Annotated in this window: 15 protein-coding genes and 2 pseudogenes; 9 read left to right on the forward strand and 8 right to left on the reverse strand. The window is 33.5% G+C overall.

The window, feature by feature from the left end; translation table 11 throughout:
* Positions 1–4: 4 nt before the first annotated feature.
* From GKR88_14635 to GKR88_14645, 3 genes and pseudogenes are all read left to right on the forward strand, one after another.
* A pseudogene (locus GKR88_14635) lies at positions 5–328 on the forward strand (threonine aldolase).
* A gap of 288 nt (positions 329–616) precedes the next feature.
* On the forward strand, positions 617–1,612 hold the full coding sequence (locus tag GKR88_14640) for a transposase (GenBank protein QMU65400.1): 996 nt from the start codon (positions 617–619) through the stop codon (positions 1,610–1,612).
* Positions 1,613–1,666: 54 nt separating this feature from the next.
* Positions 1,667–2,369, forward strand: a pseudogene (locus GKR88_14645) (hypothetical protein).
* 79 nt (positions 2,370–2,448) lie between these two features.
* Here the strand turns inward: GKR88_14645 and GKR88_14650 are convergent.
* The gene (locus tag GKR88_14650; protein ID QMU65401.1) at positions 2,449–2,676 is read right to left on the reverse strand and encodes a hypothetical protein; all 228 of its coding nucleotides are present in this window, start codon (positions 2,674–2,676) and stop codon (positions 2,449–2,451) included.
* Positions 2,663–3,991, reverse strand: coding sequence for an MATE family efflux transporter (locus GKR88_14655; protein ID QMU66737.1), 1,329 nt, complete (start codon positions 3,989–3,991; stop codon positions 2,663–2,665). Before GKR88_14655 ends, GKR88_14650 begins: the two co-directional genes overlap by 14 nt.
* A 167-nt stretch (positions 3,992–4,158) precedes the next feature.
* Here GKR88_14655 and GKR88_14660 point away from each other — a divergent pair, with 167 nt between their 5' ends.
* The 5 genes from GKR88_14660 (at position 4,159) to ribB (ending at position 10,446) form a co-directional block, all read left to right on the forward strand.
* Positions 4,159–4,665, forward strand: coding sequence for a thiol peroxidase (locus GKR88_14660; protein QMU66738.1), 507 nt, complete (start codon positions 4,159–4,161; stop codon positions 4,663–4,665).
* Between the two features lie 147 nt (positions 4,666–4,812).
* Positions 4,813–7,164, forward strand: a complete 2,352-nt coding sequence (locus tag GKR88_14665) for a DNA translocase FtsK (GenBank protein ID QMU65402.1) — start codon at positions 4,813–4,815, stop codon at positions 7,162–7,164.
* On the forward strand, positions 7,148–7,822 hold the full coding sequence (locus GKR88_14670) for an outer membrane lipoprotein carrier protein LolA (protein ID QMU65403.1): 675 nt from the start codon (positions 7,148–7,150) through the stop codon (positions 7,820–7,822). Before GKR88_14665 ends, GKR88_14670 begins: the two co-directional genes overlap by 17 nt.
* A gap of 30 nt (positions 7,823–7,852) precedes the next feature.
* On the forward strand, positions 7,853–9,301 hold the full coding sequence (locus tag GKR88_14675; GenBank protein ID QMU65404.1) for an LptF/LptG family permease: 1,449 nt from the start codon (positions 7,853–7,855) through the stop codon (positions 9,299–9,301).
* Positions 9,298–10,446 (forward strand): 3,4-dihydroxy-2-butanone-4-phosphate synthase, encoded by a 1,149-nt coding sequence (gene ribB / locus GKR88_14680; protein ID QMU65405.1) that lies wholly within the window; start codon positions 9,298–9,300, stop codon positions 10,444–10,446. Before GKR88_14675 ends, ribB begins: the two co-directional genes overlap by 4 nt.
* Positions 10,447–10,577: 131 nt before the next feature.
* Here ribB and GKR88_14685 read toward each other — a convergent pair whose 3' ends face one another.
* The 4 genes from GKR88_14685 to GKR88_14700 form a co-directional block, all read right to left on the reverse strand.
* Entirely contained in the window at positions 10,578–11,111 is a 534-nt protein-coding gene (locus tag GKR88_14685; GenBank protein QMU65406.1) for a DUF4252 domain-containing protein, read from the reverse strand.
* A 128-nt stretch (positions 11,112–11,239) separates the two neighbouring features.
* Positions 11,240–11,776, reverse strand: coding sequence for a DUF4252 domain-containing protein (locus GKR88_14690; protein QMU65407.1), 537 nt, complete (start codon positions 11,774–11,776; stop codon positions 11,240–11,242).
* A gap of 11 nt (positions 11,777–11,787) precedes the next feature.
* Complete coding sequence (locus tag GKR88_14695; protein QMU65408.1) at positions 11,788–12,216, reverse strand: hypothetical protein; 429 nt, start codon at positions 12,214–12,216, stop codon at positions 11,788–11,790.
* Complete coding sequence (locus tag GKR88_14700) at positions 12,203–12,712, reverse strand: sigma-70 family RNA polymerase sigma factor (GenBank protein ID QMU65409.1); 510 nt, start codon at positions 12,710–12,712, stop codon at positions 12,203–12,205. The genes GKR88_14695 and GKR88_14700 overlap by 14 nt, the downstream gene beginning before the upstream one ends.
* Positions 12,713–12,867: 155 nt before the next feature.
* Here GKR88_14700 and GKR88_14705 point away from each other — a divergent pair, with 155 nt between their 5' ends.
* Entirely contained in the window at positions 12,868–14,295 is a 1,428-nt protein-coding gene (locus tag GKR88_14705) for a peptidase S41 (GenBank protein QMU65410.1), read from the forward strand.
* A 201-nt stretch (positions 14,296–14,496) separates the two neighbouring features.
* Here the strand turns inward: GKR88_14705 and GKR88_14710 are convergent, their stop codons facing one another.
* Positions 14,497–14,955, reverse strand: a complete 459-nt coding sequence (locus GKR88_14710; GenBank protein ID QMU65411.1) for a hypothetical protein — start codon at positions 14,953–14,955, stop codon at positions 14,497–14,499.
* A 97-nt stretch (positions 14,956–15,052) separates the two neighbouring features.
* Positions 15,053–15,511, reverse strand: a complete 459-nt coding sequence (locus tag GKR88_14715) for a hypothetical protein (GenBank protein ID QMU65412.1) — start codon at positions 15,509–15,511, stop codon at positions 15,053–15,055.
* Between the last annotated feature and the right edge of the window lies 1 nt (position 15,512).

Consider the following 15,512-nt stretch of genomic DNA (forward strand, 5'->3'; position numbering starts at 1 on the left):
GATAATGCAAGCAATAGATTTAATAAGTGATACGGTAACCCGGCCAACTTCGGAAATGCTGGCAGCAATGATGCAAGCCAAAGTGGGTGATGATGTTTTTAAAAGTGATCCTACCGTCAACGAACTACAAAGAAAAGCAGCAGCTATGTTTGGCATGGAAGATGCCTTATTTTTTCCTTCGGGAACAATGGCTAATCAAGCGGCAATAAAGCTGCATACACAACCTGGTGATAAGCTTTTTTGCGATAAATGGGCACACGTATATAATTATGAAGGTGGCGGTGCTGCTTTTAATTCAGGGGTAACATGCCATTTAATAGACGGACATCCTTTAGATTAGCAAATAGAAATAATTACTTAAAATAAAAACATAATAGTTATGATGAAATTTCTTTTTTTGCTTCTTTTTTTCTTTGTTAATAACTCTTATTTTGTTGATAACCAAAAACACAAAAGAACGGAGTGAACTTTAGCGGCCAGCTAGCTTTTTAGAGCCATCCCCCGTATTAGTCTCCGTTCTTTTTAAAAGTTACTTAGAACCATATAGAATTTCAGTTTCTGCCCTTATTAAAGGTCTTAGTTTAAGTAACTATTATTAATATCTAATTACAAAATTATGAAAACAAATGAAATTATCGGAATCGATGTCAGTAAATTATTAATTGATGTTTGTATCTATTCTAAACAAATTGTTCAACAGTTTGAGAACAGTAAATCTGGATTTAAATTAATGCTAAAGTGGAGTTTTAAAAATTCGTCTTTCTCTAAAGAAGAAACCATGTTTGTATTTGAACATACAGGAATGTACTCTCATTTATTATCTGTGTCTTTAACTGAACAAAAATTATCTTTTTTCATAGCTTCTGGTTTAGAAATTAAAAGATCTATTGGTATTGCTCGTGGAAAGGATGACCAAATTGATGCCAAACGCATTGCTCTATATGGGTATCGATTAAAAGAAGAACTTAAACCCAGTAAGCTACCTAAAAGAAGTATATTACAACTAAAAAGTCTCTTATCTTTAAGGACAAAACTTAACAAACAAAGAGCTGGTTTTAAAGTTACTTTGAAAGAACAAAAAAGAATTTATAAAGCAAAAGAGTATAAAATAATCTTTGACGTTCAACAAAAAATGATTGCAGAACTAACCAAACAAATACACAAGATTAATACTCAAATGCAAGCTATTATTGACCAAAATATAATGTTAAAAGAAACCTATAAACTTGTTACTAGTGTTAAAGGTATAGGAATGCAAACTGCTATAATGATGATTGTGTTTACTGACAATTTTTCAAAATTTGAAAACTGGAGAAAGTTTGCCTCTTATTGTGGTGTTGCTCCTTTTCCTTACCAATCTGGAACTAGTATTAAAGGACGTACAAAAGTCTCTCATTTGGCTAATAAAAAATTGAAAGCAATTATTAATATGTGCGCTATTTCTGCTATACAACATAACCCAGAAATGAAATTATACTATCATAAAAGAATAAAACAAGGCAAAAGTAAAATGAGTACCGTTAACATTATTAGAAACAAATTAATAGCAAGAGTGTTTGCCGTTGTCAAACGACAAACACCCTATGTAGATACTTTTAAATTTGCTGCATAAATTAGTAAAAATAATATCTCAACTTTTACTTGTTTTTATCATAGAATACGGGGAATGTTTACGGCTACTCAGTTAGAAAAGGCAGTGGCAGGAAGAGCCGATATACATGTACCTTATTTCAAGGTTGGTATGTATTGAAAATACGACAAACAAAGGCGGAGGAGCTTGTTGGGATTTTAAAGAGCTTCAAAAAATAAAAAAAGTATGTCAGGAAAATAATTTAAAATATCATTTGGATGGTGCCAGGCTGTTTAATACTTTGGTAGCAAAAAATGAAACTCCGAAACAATATGGCAACTTATTTGATACTATTTCTATTTGCTTGTCTAAGGGTTTGGGTGCTCCTGTGGGTTCTATACTATTAGGAACCAAAGCTCATATTGAAAAAGCATTGAGGATACGAAAGTTATTTGGAGGATCTATGAGACAAGCCGGTTTTTTGGCGGCGGCAGGCATCTATGCCCTGGACAACCATATAGAAAGGTTAGCAGAAGATCATGCAAGGGCAAAACAAATAGCTGCCGTTTTAGATACATTGCCTTATGTGGAAAAGGTAGAGCCCGTTGAAACAAATATTGTTATTTTTTATGTAGATGAAATATTAGGAGCTATGGGTTTTATAGAAAAAATGCAATCTAAAGAAATCTTACTAACCCCCATGGGAGAAGGAAAAATTAGATTAGTTACTCATTTAAATTTTACTGATCAGATGTTAAATATATTGTTAAACGAGTTGAAGGAGTTACAGAGTACATAAGTTTTTGGGAAGATTAAGCAATTTCAAGCCGGAAAGCTCCACAACCTTATCAGGCCTACGGAAAATCAGGGAATATCCTTTACTCATCATACCCTTTCATTTGCTCATCGTAAAATTGAGAAGCATCTTTTATTAAATTAGAAACTTCATTGGTAATATCATCTTCGCTTTCTCCAGATAAATCTTCAAACCATTCTATTTCGTCATTTTTCAAATTAATTAAAAAACGTGGAAATTCGGTATGAAACACAAAAATATCTTCAGGGTAATTGCTATTGTCAGCTAACAAATACTTAGGTAGATTCATATGATTTTGTTTTAATAAGTTGTAAGCTTAAATAATTAAACCGGATATACAATAATATGGCTGCTACTGTTAAACCTGCCAACAGCCCTAACCAAATTCCAAAACTTCCGTAAACATGTTCTTTGCCAAGGAAATAACTAATCGGAAAACCTATTCCCCAATAGGCAATAAACGTAATCAATGTTGGTATTTTAACATCTTGTAACCCACGTAAAGCACCCAGAACAATTACCTGTATGCTATCACTAATTTGAAAGATGGCCGCTGCAAACAACAACTTGGCTGCAATAGTAATCACTTTCATATTATCTGCATAATTTGTCATATCATTCATGTCTACATAAATTTTTGGGAGTTGCTTGTGAAATATAAAAAACAATGTACCAAAAAATAACGCTATTATAGTACCCAGCAAAAAGATAGAAAATGCAATCCTTCTCAATTCTTTAAAGTCCATTAACCCTTTCTGATTACCCACACGCACCATTGCTGCTACACTTAACCCCATAGCCACCATAAAAGTCATGGAAGACAAATTTAACGCTATTTGGTTAGCTGCCTGAGGGTTCTTTCCCAGCAATCCGCTTAACCAGATAGCTGCCGTAAAAATAGCAACTTCAAAAAACATTTGCATAGCGCTTGGTGCTCCTAAACCAATAATTTTTTTTAACATTAAAGTATCCAATACAAATAGTTTGATTTTTGTTACCAGTCTTCCGGAACGTTCCTTTTTGGCTAATAGCAACCATAGATAAGCCACCATAATAAATCGGGAAGCTAATGTTCCGTAGGCAGCACCTACTATGCCTAATTTTGGAAAACCAAAATGGCCAAAAATCAATACGTAATTGAGGCCTATATTTACTAAGTTGGCCAAAATGGTAGCATACATAGGGAATCTGGTCATAGACATTCCATCACTAAATTGCTTTAAAGCCTGAAAAATAATCAACGGGATTAATGAAAAAGCAACCAAATCCAAATAAGGAATGGCCAACCGGACTACTTCGTCAGGTTGATCCATAAAATACATGAGTGGTTTGGCAAAAAAAATCATCAGAAACAGTAAAATGCCTAATACGGTACACAAAAACAACCCATGCTTGAATGTAGACTTTGCCTGATTGAAATTATTAGAGGAATCTGCTTCTGCAATCAATGGGGTAATTGCAGTAGAAAACCCTATTCCCAGAGACATGGCAATAAACATAAAACTATTCCCCAAAGAAACAGCAGCCAACTCGGCAGTTCCCAGCTGTCCAACCATGATATTATCAATAAAACTTACAAAAGTATGTCCCAGCATTCCCAGCATTACGGGAACCGATAGTTTCCAATTGTATTTGAATTCAGACGTATAGCGGGTTAGATTCACGTGCTATTAGATAATTTTATGCGAAGGTATTGATAATAATTAACAAAATTATAGTAACCACGATTCATCTAAATCATGTATTTTTGACATTATTAAAAATTTATAAAATGGTCCATATCACATTAAAAGGAGATGCTGTAAAAACATCAGGTGATTTACCTGCAATTGGTTCGAAAGCTCCCGGATTTTCAATGGTAACAACTAGTTTATCAAAAAAGAATTTAGAAGATTACAAAGGTATTCATTTGGTGCTCAACATTTTTCCAAGTATTGATACCGGAACCTGTGCAACATCCGTCAGGGCATTTAATAAATCTGCAGCAAGTTTATCAGATACCAAGGTATTGTGTATTTCCAGAGATCTTCCTTTTGCTCAAGCTCGTTTTTGTGGTGCAGAGGGTATTGAAAATGTAGAAATGTTATCTGATTTCCCCGAAGGTGCTTTTGGAAGAGATTATGGTTTGGAAATTCAAAACGGCCCATTAGCCAAATTGCATTCCAGGGTTGTAATTGTTTTAGATAAAAACGGGGTTGTAAAATACACCGAGCAGGTATCTGAAATTGTAGACGAACCGAATTATGAAGAAGCCCTACATTCTTTGAAAAATATATAGATAAAAAACGTTAAAAACAATTTTATAAAAACTACAGATACTATTGAAGATATAGCTACTCATTTCGAGAGGTACATATTTATGACAGATAGTACTGTGTTTCTGGGTAAATAATTATATTTACTATCGATATAATTTTATAGTTTAATGGCTAAAAAGACCAAGGTTACTTCAAAAAACACAAATGGCATCCGTACCGTTGGTTCTTTCTTTAAAAGTAGGCAAACACAAACCGTTATAGGTGTTTTTTTAGTAGTGTTTTCTATTTTTTTATGTATCACTTTTATATCTTTTCTCTTTAACTGGGAGGAAGATCAAAGTAGTATCAATCAGCTTACCGATAGTACTGTTAAAAGCAAAAATTGGTTGGGAAAAATCGGAGCCGTATTGAGTCATTATGGAATATATGAAGGCTTTGGAATAGGTGCTTTTTTACTGCCGTACCTTTTATTTATATCGGGATTATTTTGGTTGCTTAAAACGAAAACCTCCAAATTGATTATCTCCTGGAATTGGGGCATGTTAAGTATGCTATGGATTTCCGTAGCATTTGGTTTTGTCAGTAAGAAATATACTGTTTTATCAGGGATCGTTGGATATGAATTGAATGATTATATTCAGACATTTACCGGCAAAACCGGTTTGGCAATGATACTGATTTTCTTTTTTATTTCTTATTTGACAATACGGTTTAAGATAACCCCGGAAGTAATTACCAGCAGGTTTAGAGCTCGTAAAAAAGAAGTAACAGATGAGTTTCCGGATTCGATTTTAAATAGGGATCCTGAAGAAGCTTTGGATACCTCCGGGCAAAAATCGGAATTTGAATTATCAATTGAAAACTTGCAGCCTACCATTGAAAAACATTCCGATACTTCTGATATGGAAGAAGAAAATACTATTGAAGAAGTAGCCATTGATGTAAAAGAAATTGCAGAAGAAAAACATGTTACAGAGAATTTATCTGCAAAATTGGTAAAAAATTTTGGTGAGTTTGACCCAAAGTTGGAATTGGCAAACTACAGGTTTCCCGCATTTAATCTGTTAAAGCAATACAATGAGAGCATATCCGTAGACCCTCAAGAACTGGAGTTAAACAAAAACAAAATTGTAGAAACGCTCAGGAACTACAAAATTGGCATTGCACAAATAAAGGCTACTGTAGGCCCGACAATTACCTTATATGAAATTGTCCCGGATGCGGGAATCAGAATTGCAAAAATTAAAAACCTTGAAGATGATATTGCATTGTCTTTATCTGCATTAGGTATTAGAATTATAGCTCCTATGCCCGGAAAAGGGACCATCGGTATTGAAGTACCTAATAAAAAGTCGACTATTGTTTCCATGCATTCTGTCATTTCTTCCAAGAAATTCCAGGAGTCCAGTATGGAATTACCCGTTGCACTTGGTAAAACCATTTCTAATGAAACGTTTATAGTGGATTTGGCAAAAATGCCTCATCTGCTGATGGCTGGAGCTACCGGGCAAGGTAAATCCGTAGGTTTAAATGTAGTATTGACTTCTCTACTGTATAGAAAACATCCTGCTGAAGTAAAATTTATACTGGTAGACCCTAAAAAAGTCGAATTGACTTTATTCAATAAAATAGAACGCCATTATTTGGCAAAATTGCCGGGATCGGAAGAAGCCATTATAACGGATACTACTAAGGTGGTACATACCCTGAACTCTTTGTGTATTGAAATGGATAATCGGTACGATTTGCTTAAGACTGCCATGGTGAGAAACATCAAAGAGTACAATATAAAATTTAGATCCAGAAAATTAAACCCGGAGTTTGGACATCAATTTTTACCCTATATCATATTGGTTATAGATGAGTTTGCGGATCTCATAATGACTGCCGGAAAAGAAATAGAAACGCCTATTGCACGATTGACCCAATTAGCCAGAGCTATAGGAATCCATTTAATAGTAGCCACTCAAAGACCTTCCGTAAATGTAATTACAGGTATTATCAAGGCAAATTTTCCTTCAAGGATTGCTTTTAGGGTAACTTCTAAAATAGATTCAAGAACTATTCTAGACGCACATGGTGCAGACCAGTTAATTGGGCGCGGAGATATGTTATATTCCGGGGGGAGTGATATTATAAGAATTCAGTGTGCTTTCATAGACACTCCCGAAGTAGAAAAAATTACTGATTTTATAGGATCTCAAAGAGCGTATCCGGAAGCTTTTCTACTGCCGGAGTACATAGACGAAGATGTCGATGGCACAGATATTGCCATTGATATAACCGACAGAGATAAGCTCTTTAGAGAAGCTGCGGAAATTATTATTACAGCGCAGCAGGGATCGGCTTCTTTGCTACAGAGAAAATTAAAATTAGGTTATAACAGAGCAGGCAGATTAATAGATCAATTAGAGGCAGCAGGCATTGTGGGTCCGTTTGAAGGGAGTAAAGCAAGACAAGTATTGATCTCCGATTTTACAGCTTTAGAACAATTATTAGAAAATGAAAAAAATATTTAGACAAAAAAATAGTGTATTGTTAATTTTAGCAGTACTGTTCAGCTTCGCTAGTTTTTCACAGAACGAAAAAAAAGCAAAAGCGCTTTTGGATGTTGTTTCAAAAAAAATGAGTGCTTATGAGAACATGACTATCGAATTTAGTTCTTCGTTGGTCAATGAAGAAGCAGGCATCAAAGAGGGTGATGAGGCTCCGATAACGGGAAAAATAATATTACAAAAAGAAAAATATTATTTGGATTATTTGGGAAATACATTCATTTTCGACAGTAAAAATTTGTACGTGATTAACAATGAAGATAAAGAAGTAACTATCAGTAATGGGGATATTGATGAAGATGACGGTTTTATTTATCCGTCAAAACTATTAACATTTTATAAAGAAGGTTATCATTTTTCATGGGGGTCTTTGATGACGGAAAAAGGAAAAAAAATTCAATATGTCAATCTAATCCCCATAGATAGTACATCAGATATCAAAAATGTTCAATTAGCTGTCAATACCCAAACAAATCATATTTTCAAATTGATACAAACGGGTTCAAACGGTGCCAAAACAACTCTTTCCATAACTACTTTCAAAAGCAATCAAGTAGTATCTGATAAGTTATTTTCTTTTGACAAGGAAAAATACTTACAACTAGACTATATTATTGATTAATAGCAAATTCAAAAAGTTTAAATGAGTTCAATGAAGATTTTAGATAAATATTTATTAAAATCGTTTTTAATACCATTTTTTGCTACTTTTCTGGTAATCCTTTTTGTATTGGTAATGCAAGCGTTGTGGCTAGTATTTGAAGATATTGCAGGAAAAGGGATAAGTGTTTATTTTATTTTAAAATATTTATATTATACTTGTTTAATTGTCTCTCCACAAGCGCTCCCGATTGCCGTTTTACTTTCTTCAATTATGGCGTTGGGAAATTTGTCCGAACGTTATGAATTTGCTGCAGCAAAGTCAGCTGCTATTTCATTATCAAGACTTTTGAGGCCTTTAATTATTTTGACATTCTTTTTAAGTGCTCTTGACTTTGTATTTTTAAACAATGTTTTTCCATACGCCGTATTAAAAAATAAAAATCTATTGATTAATATTCGCAAGAAAAAACCGGCATTAGCACTGGTTCCGGGAAGTTTTAATTCCGAGATACCTAATTACCAAATCAAATTCGACGAAAAATACGGAAAGAATAAAGAGCTTTTAAAAAATATATTGATCTATGATTTGACATCACAAAAAGGAAACCAAAAAGTAATTACCGCAGAAAGAGGGAAAATTATTTCCGAAGATGGCAGTAAATATTTAACGATGGTTTTATATGATGGGAGGTTTTATGAAAATCATCTGAAGCGTCGAAAAAAGTACGGGGAAGTAGACAAAATGCTGGCATCAAGTGCCCTATTCAAAGAATATACCATTAATATAGATGTCTCAGCATTTTCCGAAGACGATTTGGAAATTGAAAAGCTCAGAGGGAGTTTCAATATGCTAAGCTTAGGACAGTTAAAAGATACTATTCCTATCATGAAGAAAAATTTTGATGCACTTATAGATATCAGAGCCGGTGACGTCTATAACACTCTGAAAGGAGAACGATTAGGATATGTTCACGATAGTGTTTCAAAAAAGAAGCTCGCTCCTGAAATTTTAGATAATTTTGATATTCACCAAAAAATAGGGGCATTAAACACTGCCATATCAAAAATCGAAAGGTCTATAAACAATTTAAAAAATAATAAGTCTACATTAAAAATAAGAAGAAAATACTTAAATCTGTATGATGTAGAATATTATAATAGAATAGCATTGGCCTTTTCTTGTTTGATCTTATTTTTTATAGGAGCTCCATTGGGGTCTATCATAAGAAAAGGAGGCTTTGGGTTTCCAATGATACTGGCAATTGTGATCTATTTGATTTATTTTTTCTCTAATACTTTTGCAAGAAACTTGGCAGAGGAAAGTAAAATAACCGCATTTCTGGGTTCCTGGATTTCCGCCATGATCATGGTACCTTTCGGGTTTTTCTTAATGAGAAGAGCTACCAAAGATATGGGGATAGTTAATATCGACGTATTTTTGAGATCCATCTCAAAATTTTATACCATATTTAAATTGAAAAGATCTTCCAAAACATGAGTTCAAAACAAATTTTAGAAAAAAAGATTCAATTGAATACTATTTCAGAAGCCATTGACGATATTAAAAATGGAAAAATAATCATTGTTGTTGATGACGAAAACAGAGAAAATGAAGGCGATTTTATAGCTGCAGCAGAAATGGTTACCCCGGAGATGATCAACTTTATGGCTACTCACGGACGTGGATTAATTTGTGTCCCTTTGACAGAGAAAAGATGTAGATATCTTCAATTGCATATGATGGTTAGCAATAATACCGATGCAATGGAAACGGCTTTTACAATTTCTGTTGATCTGAGAGGAAAAGGGGTAACTACCGGTATTTCTGCCTCTGACAGGGCAAATACCATACAAGCTTTAATTGATGATGATACAAAACCTTACGATTTAGGCAGGCCCGGACATATATTCCCTTTAAAAGCAAAAGAAGGGGGTGTTTTAAGAAGAACCGGACATACGGAAGCTGCCATAGATTTTGCAAGGTTAGCAGGATTAAGGCCTGCAGGCGTTATTGTTGAAATTATGAATGAAGACGGTACCATGGCCCGGCTTCCCGAATTGATAAAAGTCGCCAAAAAATTCGATATTAAAATTGTTTCCATTGAAGATTTAGTTGCCTACAGAATGGAACATGATTCATTAATTGAAAAGAAAGAAGATTTCAATATTAAAACCAAATTCGGAGAATTCAGGTTGCGTGCTTATCAGCAAACCACTAATAAACAGATACATATAGCTCTGACCAAAGGGATATGGTCTAAAAATGAAGCTATTTTAACCAGGATAAACTCAACATTAGTAAATAATGATCTTTTAGATATTTTGACTAATGATACTGATAAACCATTAGATAACATGTTTCAAATTATTAATAAAGAAGAAAAAGGAGCTATGTTATTTATCAATCAACAGAATCAATCACTGAACTTTTTAAAAAGGCTACACATTTTAAAAGAGAATCAAGCAAAAGATATTTTGACAGCGCCCAAAATAACCATGGATACCAAAGATTTTGGCATTGGTGCACAAATCTTACACGATATTCATATTAGTAAACTCAGGTTAATTACGAACACACAGCAACCTAAGCGCGTAGGTATGATAGGCTATGGGTTAGAAATAGTGGACTATATAAATTACTAGGCAAAATCAATACTGTACAAAACTCCTTCGGGTAAAAAATCCAAAATAAGAACATGCAGATACCTAAATAATATTGTTTTTTCAAGTATCTGCATGTTATGAACCTTAAACTTTGCAATTCCAAACTGCCATTATTTGAATACAGCATTAAACTGCCCTAAATTTAATTTGTCAGCGTTCATTTTTACGTTTTGCATCATTTCAATTATTTTTCCCGGGTTCATATTCTCTCCCAAAAGCCTTGCTATTCCTACACCGGCTTCTTTACTATAACCAAATGCAATCACTTCATCAATAGCATCGCTATCTCCCGTGTAATAGAGGTTTACTTTCATTCCTTTGACATTCATTCTCATTAAACTTTTATAATTTGTATTAGAAAGAATTGCAGTGAGTTTTTCCTTTTCAACTTCGTATGCTTCTTCGTTTCCTTTATATGGTAAACCCACCAAATTGATCTTTCGGATACTCTTTATCGTTTGCTTAATATCTTCGGAAACATCCTCGTTTTTTAATTCTAAAAAACTTACCGGTAAATCTACGGTTATGAAACGTTGTTTCTCCTGGCTCTCTACTAAATAACCTTGTAATGATGCGTTCTTTTTACACGATGTCATTATCAGAACGACAACAAATAAAGAAAGTATGGTTTTTAAATTTTTCATTGTGATATCTTTTATGGTATTAATAACGGATGTATTTTACTTAAGTTTCTATTATTTTAATTTTTCTTGCGAAAGGAATGCTATTTTCTCAGTTTTTAAGATTTGAACTTTCAAACTTTAAACAGTTATTATTTATTTTTACTGACTTTTACATCCTTAGTAAATGTGTCTGCAATTTTTGACAACTTGTTAATATCAATATTTCCGGTTAAGGAAACAATAACTGCCTCTGATTGACCATCTGTTTTTCTATCAATACCTTTTATAAACATCAGCACCTCGCTTACGTATTCTTTATTACTTGTAGATTTTACATAGATTTTTATTCTTGAATTTCCTTCTTTCATTCTCATTAGCTCTGTTAATTCAGAACTTTTTATAGCTTTTGATACCATATTCTCCATTTTAGAAGCAATATTTTTATCGCGTGTAGAGAATACTTTCAGTTCGTTTAAATCCTTAATTATATTAAAAATCTCAATCGCTTCATTGCTTTCTCCTTCATCGCTTGAAGGTGTTTTAAATTTGGACAAAATTTCAAACATATCTTTGTTTACGATAATGGCGTCTACTCCGTCTATGTTTTCTAATGCATCAAACATGGATTGCCCATAGCCTATCAAAGGTGATACTATTAATGTGATTAATACAATTACTTTTTTCATGATTATAAATTTTACTTGGTTTTAAATATTTTATGTACGGTGTTTTCGTAAGTATATAAGTTATTAAATGCATTCTTCCCTTTGTTTAAATTTACAGAAAGCATTTTTAAGGCGTTTTCTACTTGAGCATATTTTTGTTCCATTCGATACTCATCGTATTTAATTTTACCTGTATATATACTTATCATCAAGACTACTGACACTGCTATAGATAACCATTTCAAGTTCTTACGATTTGTTTTCTTAGATTTTAACCGAATGGTTTTTGTATAGGTTTCGCCTCTGCTATCCTGAAAATAACTAAACATTAGTTGATATTCTTCCAAATGAGGTGCCACCCTATTTGATAAAAAATAATCTCTTAAAACAGCTTCCTCTTGTATAGAAGTTGTTGCGTTTAGGTATTTTTCTACTAATTTTTCTATGTTAACTAACTCCATAGTTATGTGTTTTTATTAGTTTCTCTCTTATAGATTTCCTTGCTCTTGACAACGCTACCCTAACAGTATTTGGCTTCATATTTAACATGTCACATATTTCGTCAAAACTGTACTGTTCCACATCTCGTAACTGTATGACTAATTTTTGCTGCTCGGGCAAATTTTCAATGAGCTTATGTACTTGGTTTACACTATCCTGATATTCAATCTTTCTATCTAAACTCGTGTCTTTTTCTTTATAATTGCTATGCACCAATGTTAAATTATTTGCCTGCTTGGATTTTAACCTATCATAACAATAATTCTTGGTCATGGTCATTGCAAATGCTTCAACATTTTTATAGTCGGACAACTTTTTATTGTTTTTCCAAAGTTTAAACAATAATTCTTGAGTTGCATCTTCTGCTTCTTCGGTCGAAACTAAGAGTCTTTTTGCCAAACGAAAGACTTTATTTTTAAATGGTAAAACAACTTTCAAAAAGTCTGATTGGTTCATTCGTCTTTATTTTTGTAAAATATCGATCTTCTTTTCGTCTTATATAATTAGTATTACATGCTTACGACGATGATAAGGAGATTTTGTTACATCTAAAAAAAATAGAATACTAAATATTGCTTACATTGCGTTAAAGTATTACAAATTCATTATATATGAAATCATTAAAAGTTTTTATATACGCCTTTATATTATTATGTAGTTTTTCATTATCCAATTGTACTAAATCCGAAAGCATTCCTGCAGATCTGGAAGTAAATGATTTTGTATGGAAAGGATTAAATACGTATTATTTTTGGCAAGATCAAATTCCGGACTTATCAGATATCCGATTTTCTTCTCAAAGCCAGTTAAACAATTTTTTGAGTACTCATGACACTCCTAATAGTTTATTTTTCAGTTTGTTGTATAATTATCCGACCATTGATAAATATTCTTGGATTGTGAGTGATTATGTGGCCCTGGAAAATTCTTTTCAAGGGATTAATCAAAGTAACGGAATGGAATTTGGCCTGGTAAGATATATGAGTACTTCTTCAAATTTATTTGGATATGTACGCTATGTATTGACGGGTTCTGACGCTGCAATGGATGGCATTACAAGAGGAATGCTTTTCAATCAGGTCAATGGTCAGCAATTGACGGAAACGAATTACAGGAACCTGCTTTTTTCCAACGCCACTTCATATACGATCACATTAGCAGATTATAATAGCGGAAACCCGACTGCCACAAGTACTACCATTATGCTTACCAAAAGTGAATTGCAGGAAAATCCGGTGAATACGGTCAAAACTTTTACAGAAGGAAGTAATAAAATAGGGTATTTGATGTATAACCAGTTTGTAACTGTTTTTGACGGGGCATTAAATACAGCATTTGCAACTCTGAAATCCGAAGGAGTTACGGATCTGATTGTGGATTTAAGGTACAATCCCGGAGGGTCTGTCAGAACAGCAACCTATCTGGGACAGATGATTACCGGGCAATTTTCAGGGCAGTTATTTTCAAGAGAAGTATGGAATAGTAAAGTTCGGGCAAATATAAGTGCCGGTAATTTTGAAAATAACTTTACTGCTCAAATAAATAATGGTATCATTACCGAAAACATCAATAGTTTAAATCTAAGCAGGGTATATTTTATAGTAACAGGAAGTTCGGCGTCTGCGTCGGAGTTACTCATTAACAGCCTGAGATCTTATATAGATGTTAGATTGATAGGTACAGCTACAGAAGGTAAAAATGTAGGGTCTATTACGTTGTATGATTCCGAGAACTACAGAAGATCAGGGGCAAATCCCAATCATACTTGGGCTATGCAACCTATTGTATTGGAAATTCAAAACAGAGATGGTACTACTGCCCCTGGTGGTTTTACTCCCGAAATAGTTTTGGCAGAAGATTACAGTAATCTTGGTGTATTGGGAGAACGAGGCGAGCCTCTATTAGATAGAGCTATTTCGTATATTCTTACAGGGGCTAGATTTAGCAACCAGCTAACGACCCCAAATATGGAAGAAATTTCTCATTCCAAGTTATTTACACCAACAGGGAATAATATGTATACCTGTCTTAAAAAATGAGACCTTTGCAACAATCATAACCTTCTTTTTTTTGATACGAAGATGTAGTACTAATTAAGGGAAGCTTACATTGTTGGTTAGAAGCGGAAAAGCGTATATTTTACTTTTATCTTTTACTTTTGCTAAAGAATCTTTATTTTGAACAACTGCAAATGGAATTTTCGCTCTATTGCCTTGTTCATCAACATAGAAAAAATCATGTCACTGAAAACCATAGTTTGAACCAAATTGTGTTTTTAGTACCCCACTTTTGGGGATTCTATAAACCCTCTTGCCGTCTTCGTACTCTTTGGGTTCTCCATTTTTTTGATCAAAAACAACCAAAACAGGGCCGATATAACCTTCGGGAATCAGCCGTATGATATCTTCTGCTTTTCGGTATGTACAGCTTATAAAACCAAAAACAACCCCAGCCATCTTAATCCCAAAAGGATAATAATTTGATTCCGAGGCCATTACAGTCCCGGACGTATTGCCTTTAACAATTTGTATATCATCAAACCACACCTTTCCTGCATTATTATTGTCTATTCGTACGTTTAGCTTGTCAATATGTGCGGGTACTAACACTGTTTTTTCCAATACTACCCATTGATTAGCCGTTGTGGTTCTTTCGTAACTTATCTCGGTATAATAGCCCCTCTCGTCATTGGTTTTCATAAACAAGAACAAATCGGCACTATTACCGGATACGCTCTCCAGAAAACCCTTGCAGATACGGTATAGTAGGTAGCCTGGTCTTTCATCCTAAATTTGACTATCGTATTTTAAAATTACTATGCAAATGATAATCTCTAGAAACCTCCATAATCAATTCGAAGTCTTCACTAAAAATAATAGTTTCCCATTGTGTACTGGCTAAGAAATCTTCCCAATCCTTAATAAAAATTCCAGTTGGTATTTTAACCATAGGTTCTTTCCAACCATAGGTAATTATTACGTTCTCTTTTTTAGACAATAAAGAATTTTTAAAAGCCTGTTCATTTAATTCTTCTTCACCTTCTGAATCAAAAAAGAACTTATAATACTTATGCATTGACAACCAATTAATAAGAGTATCGCTTTTATATAGGCCTGAGTCACTATCTACAGGGATTTTTAATTCTTTTAAAAGATGATTTCTTTCTCTGATTGAATCTTTAGCAATAATTGTAACAAATTCCGATATTTCTTTAAGCTTCCAATTGTTAATTTCATTTTTTCTTAAATCATTCATA

It is taken from the genome of Flavobacteriaceae bacterium, from assembly GCA_014075215.1.
In the GTDB taxonomy this organism is placed as follows: Bacteria; Bacteroidota; Bacteroidia; order Flavobacteriales; family Flavobacteriaceae; genus Polaribacter.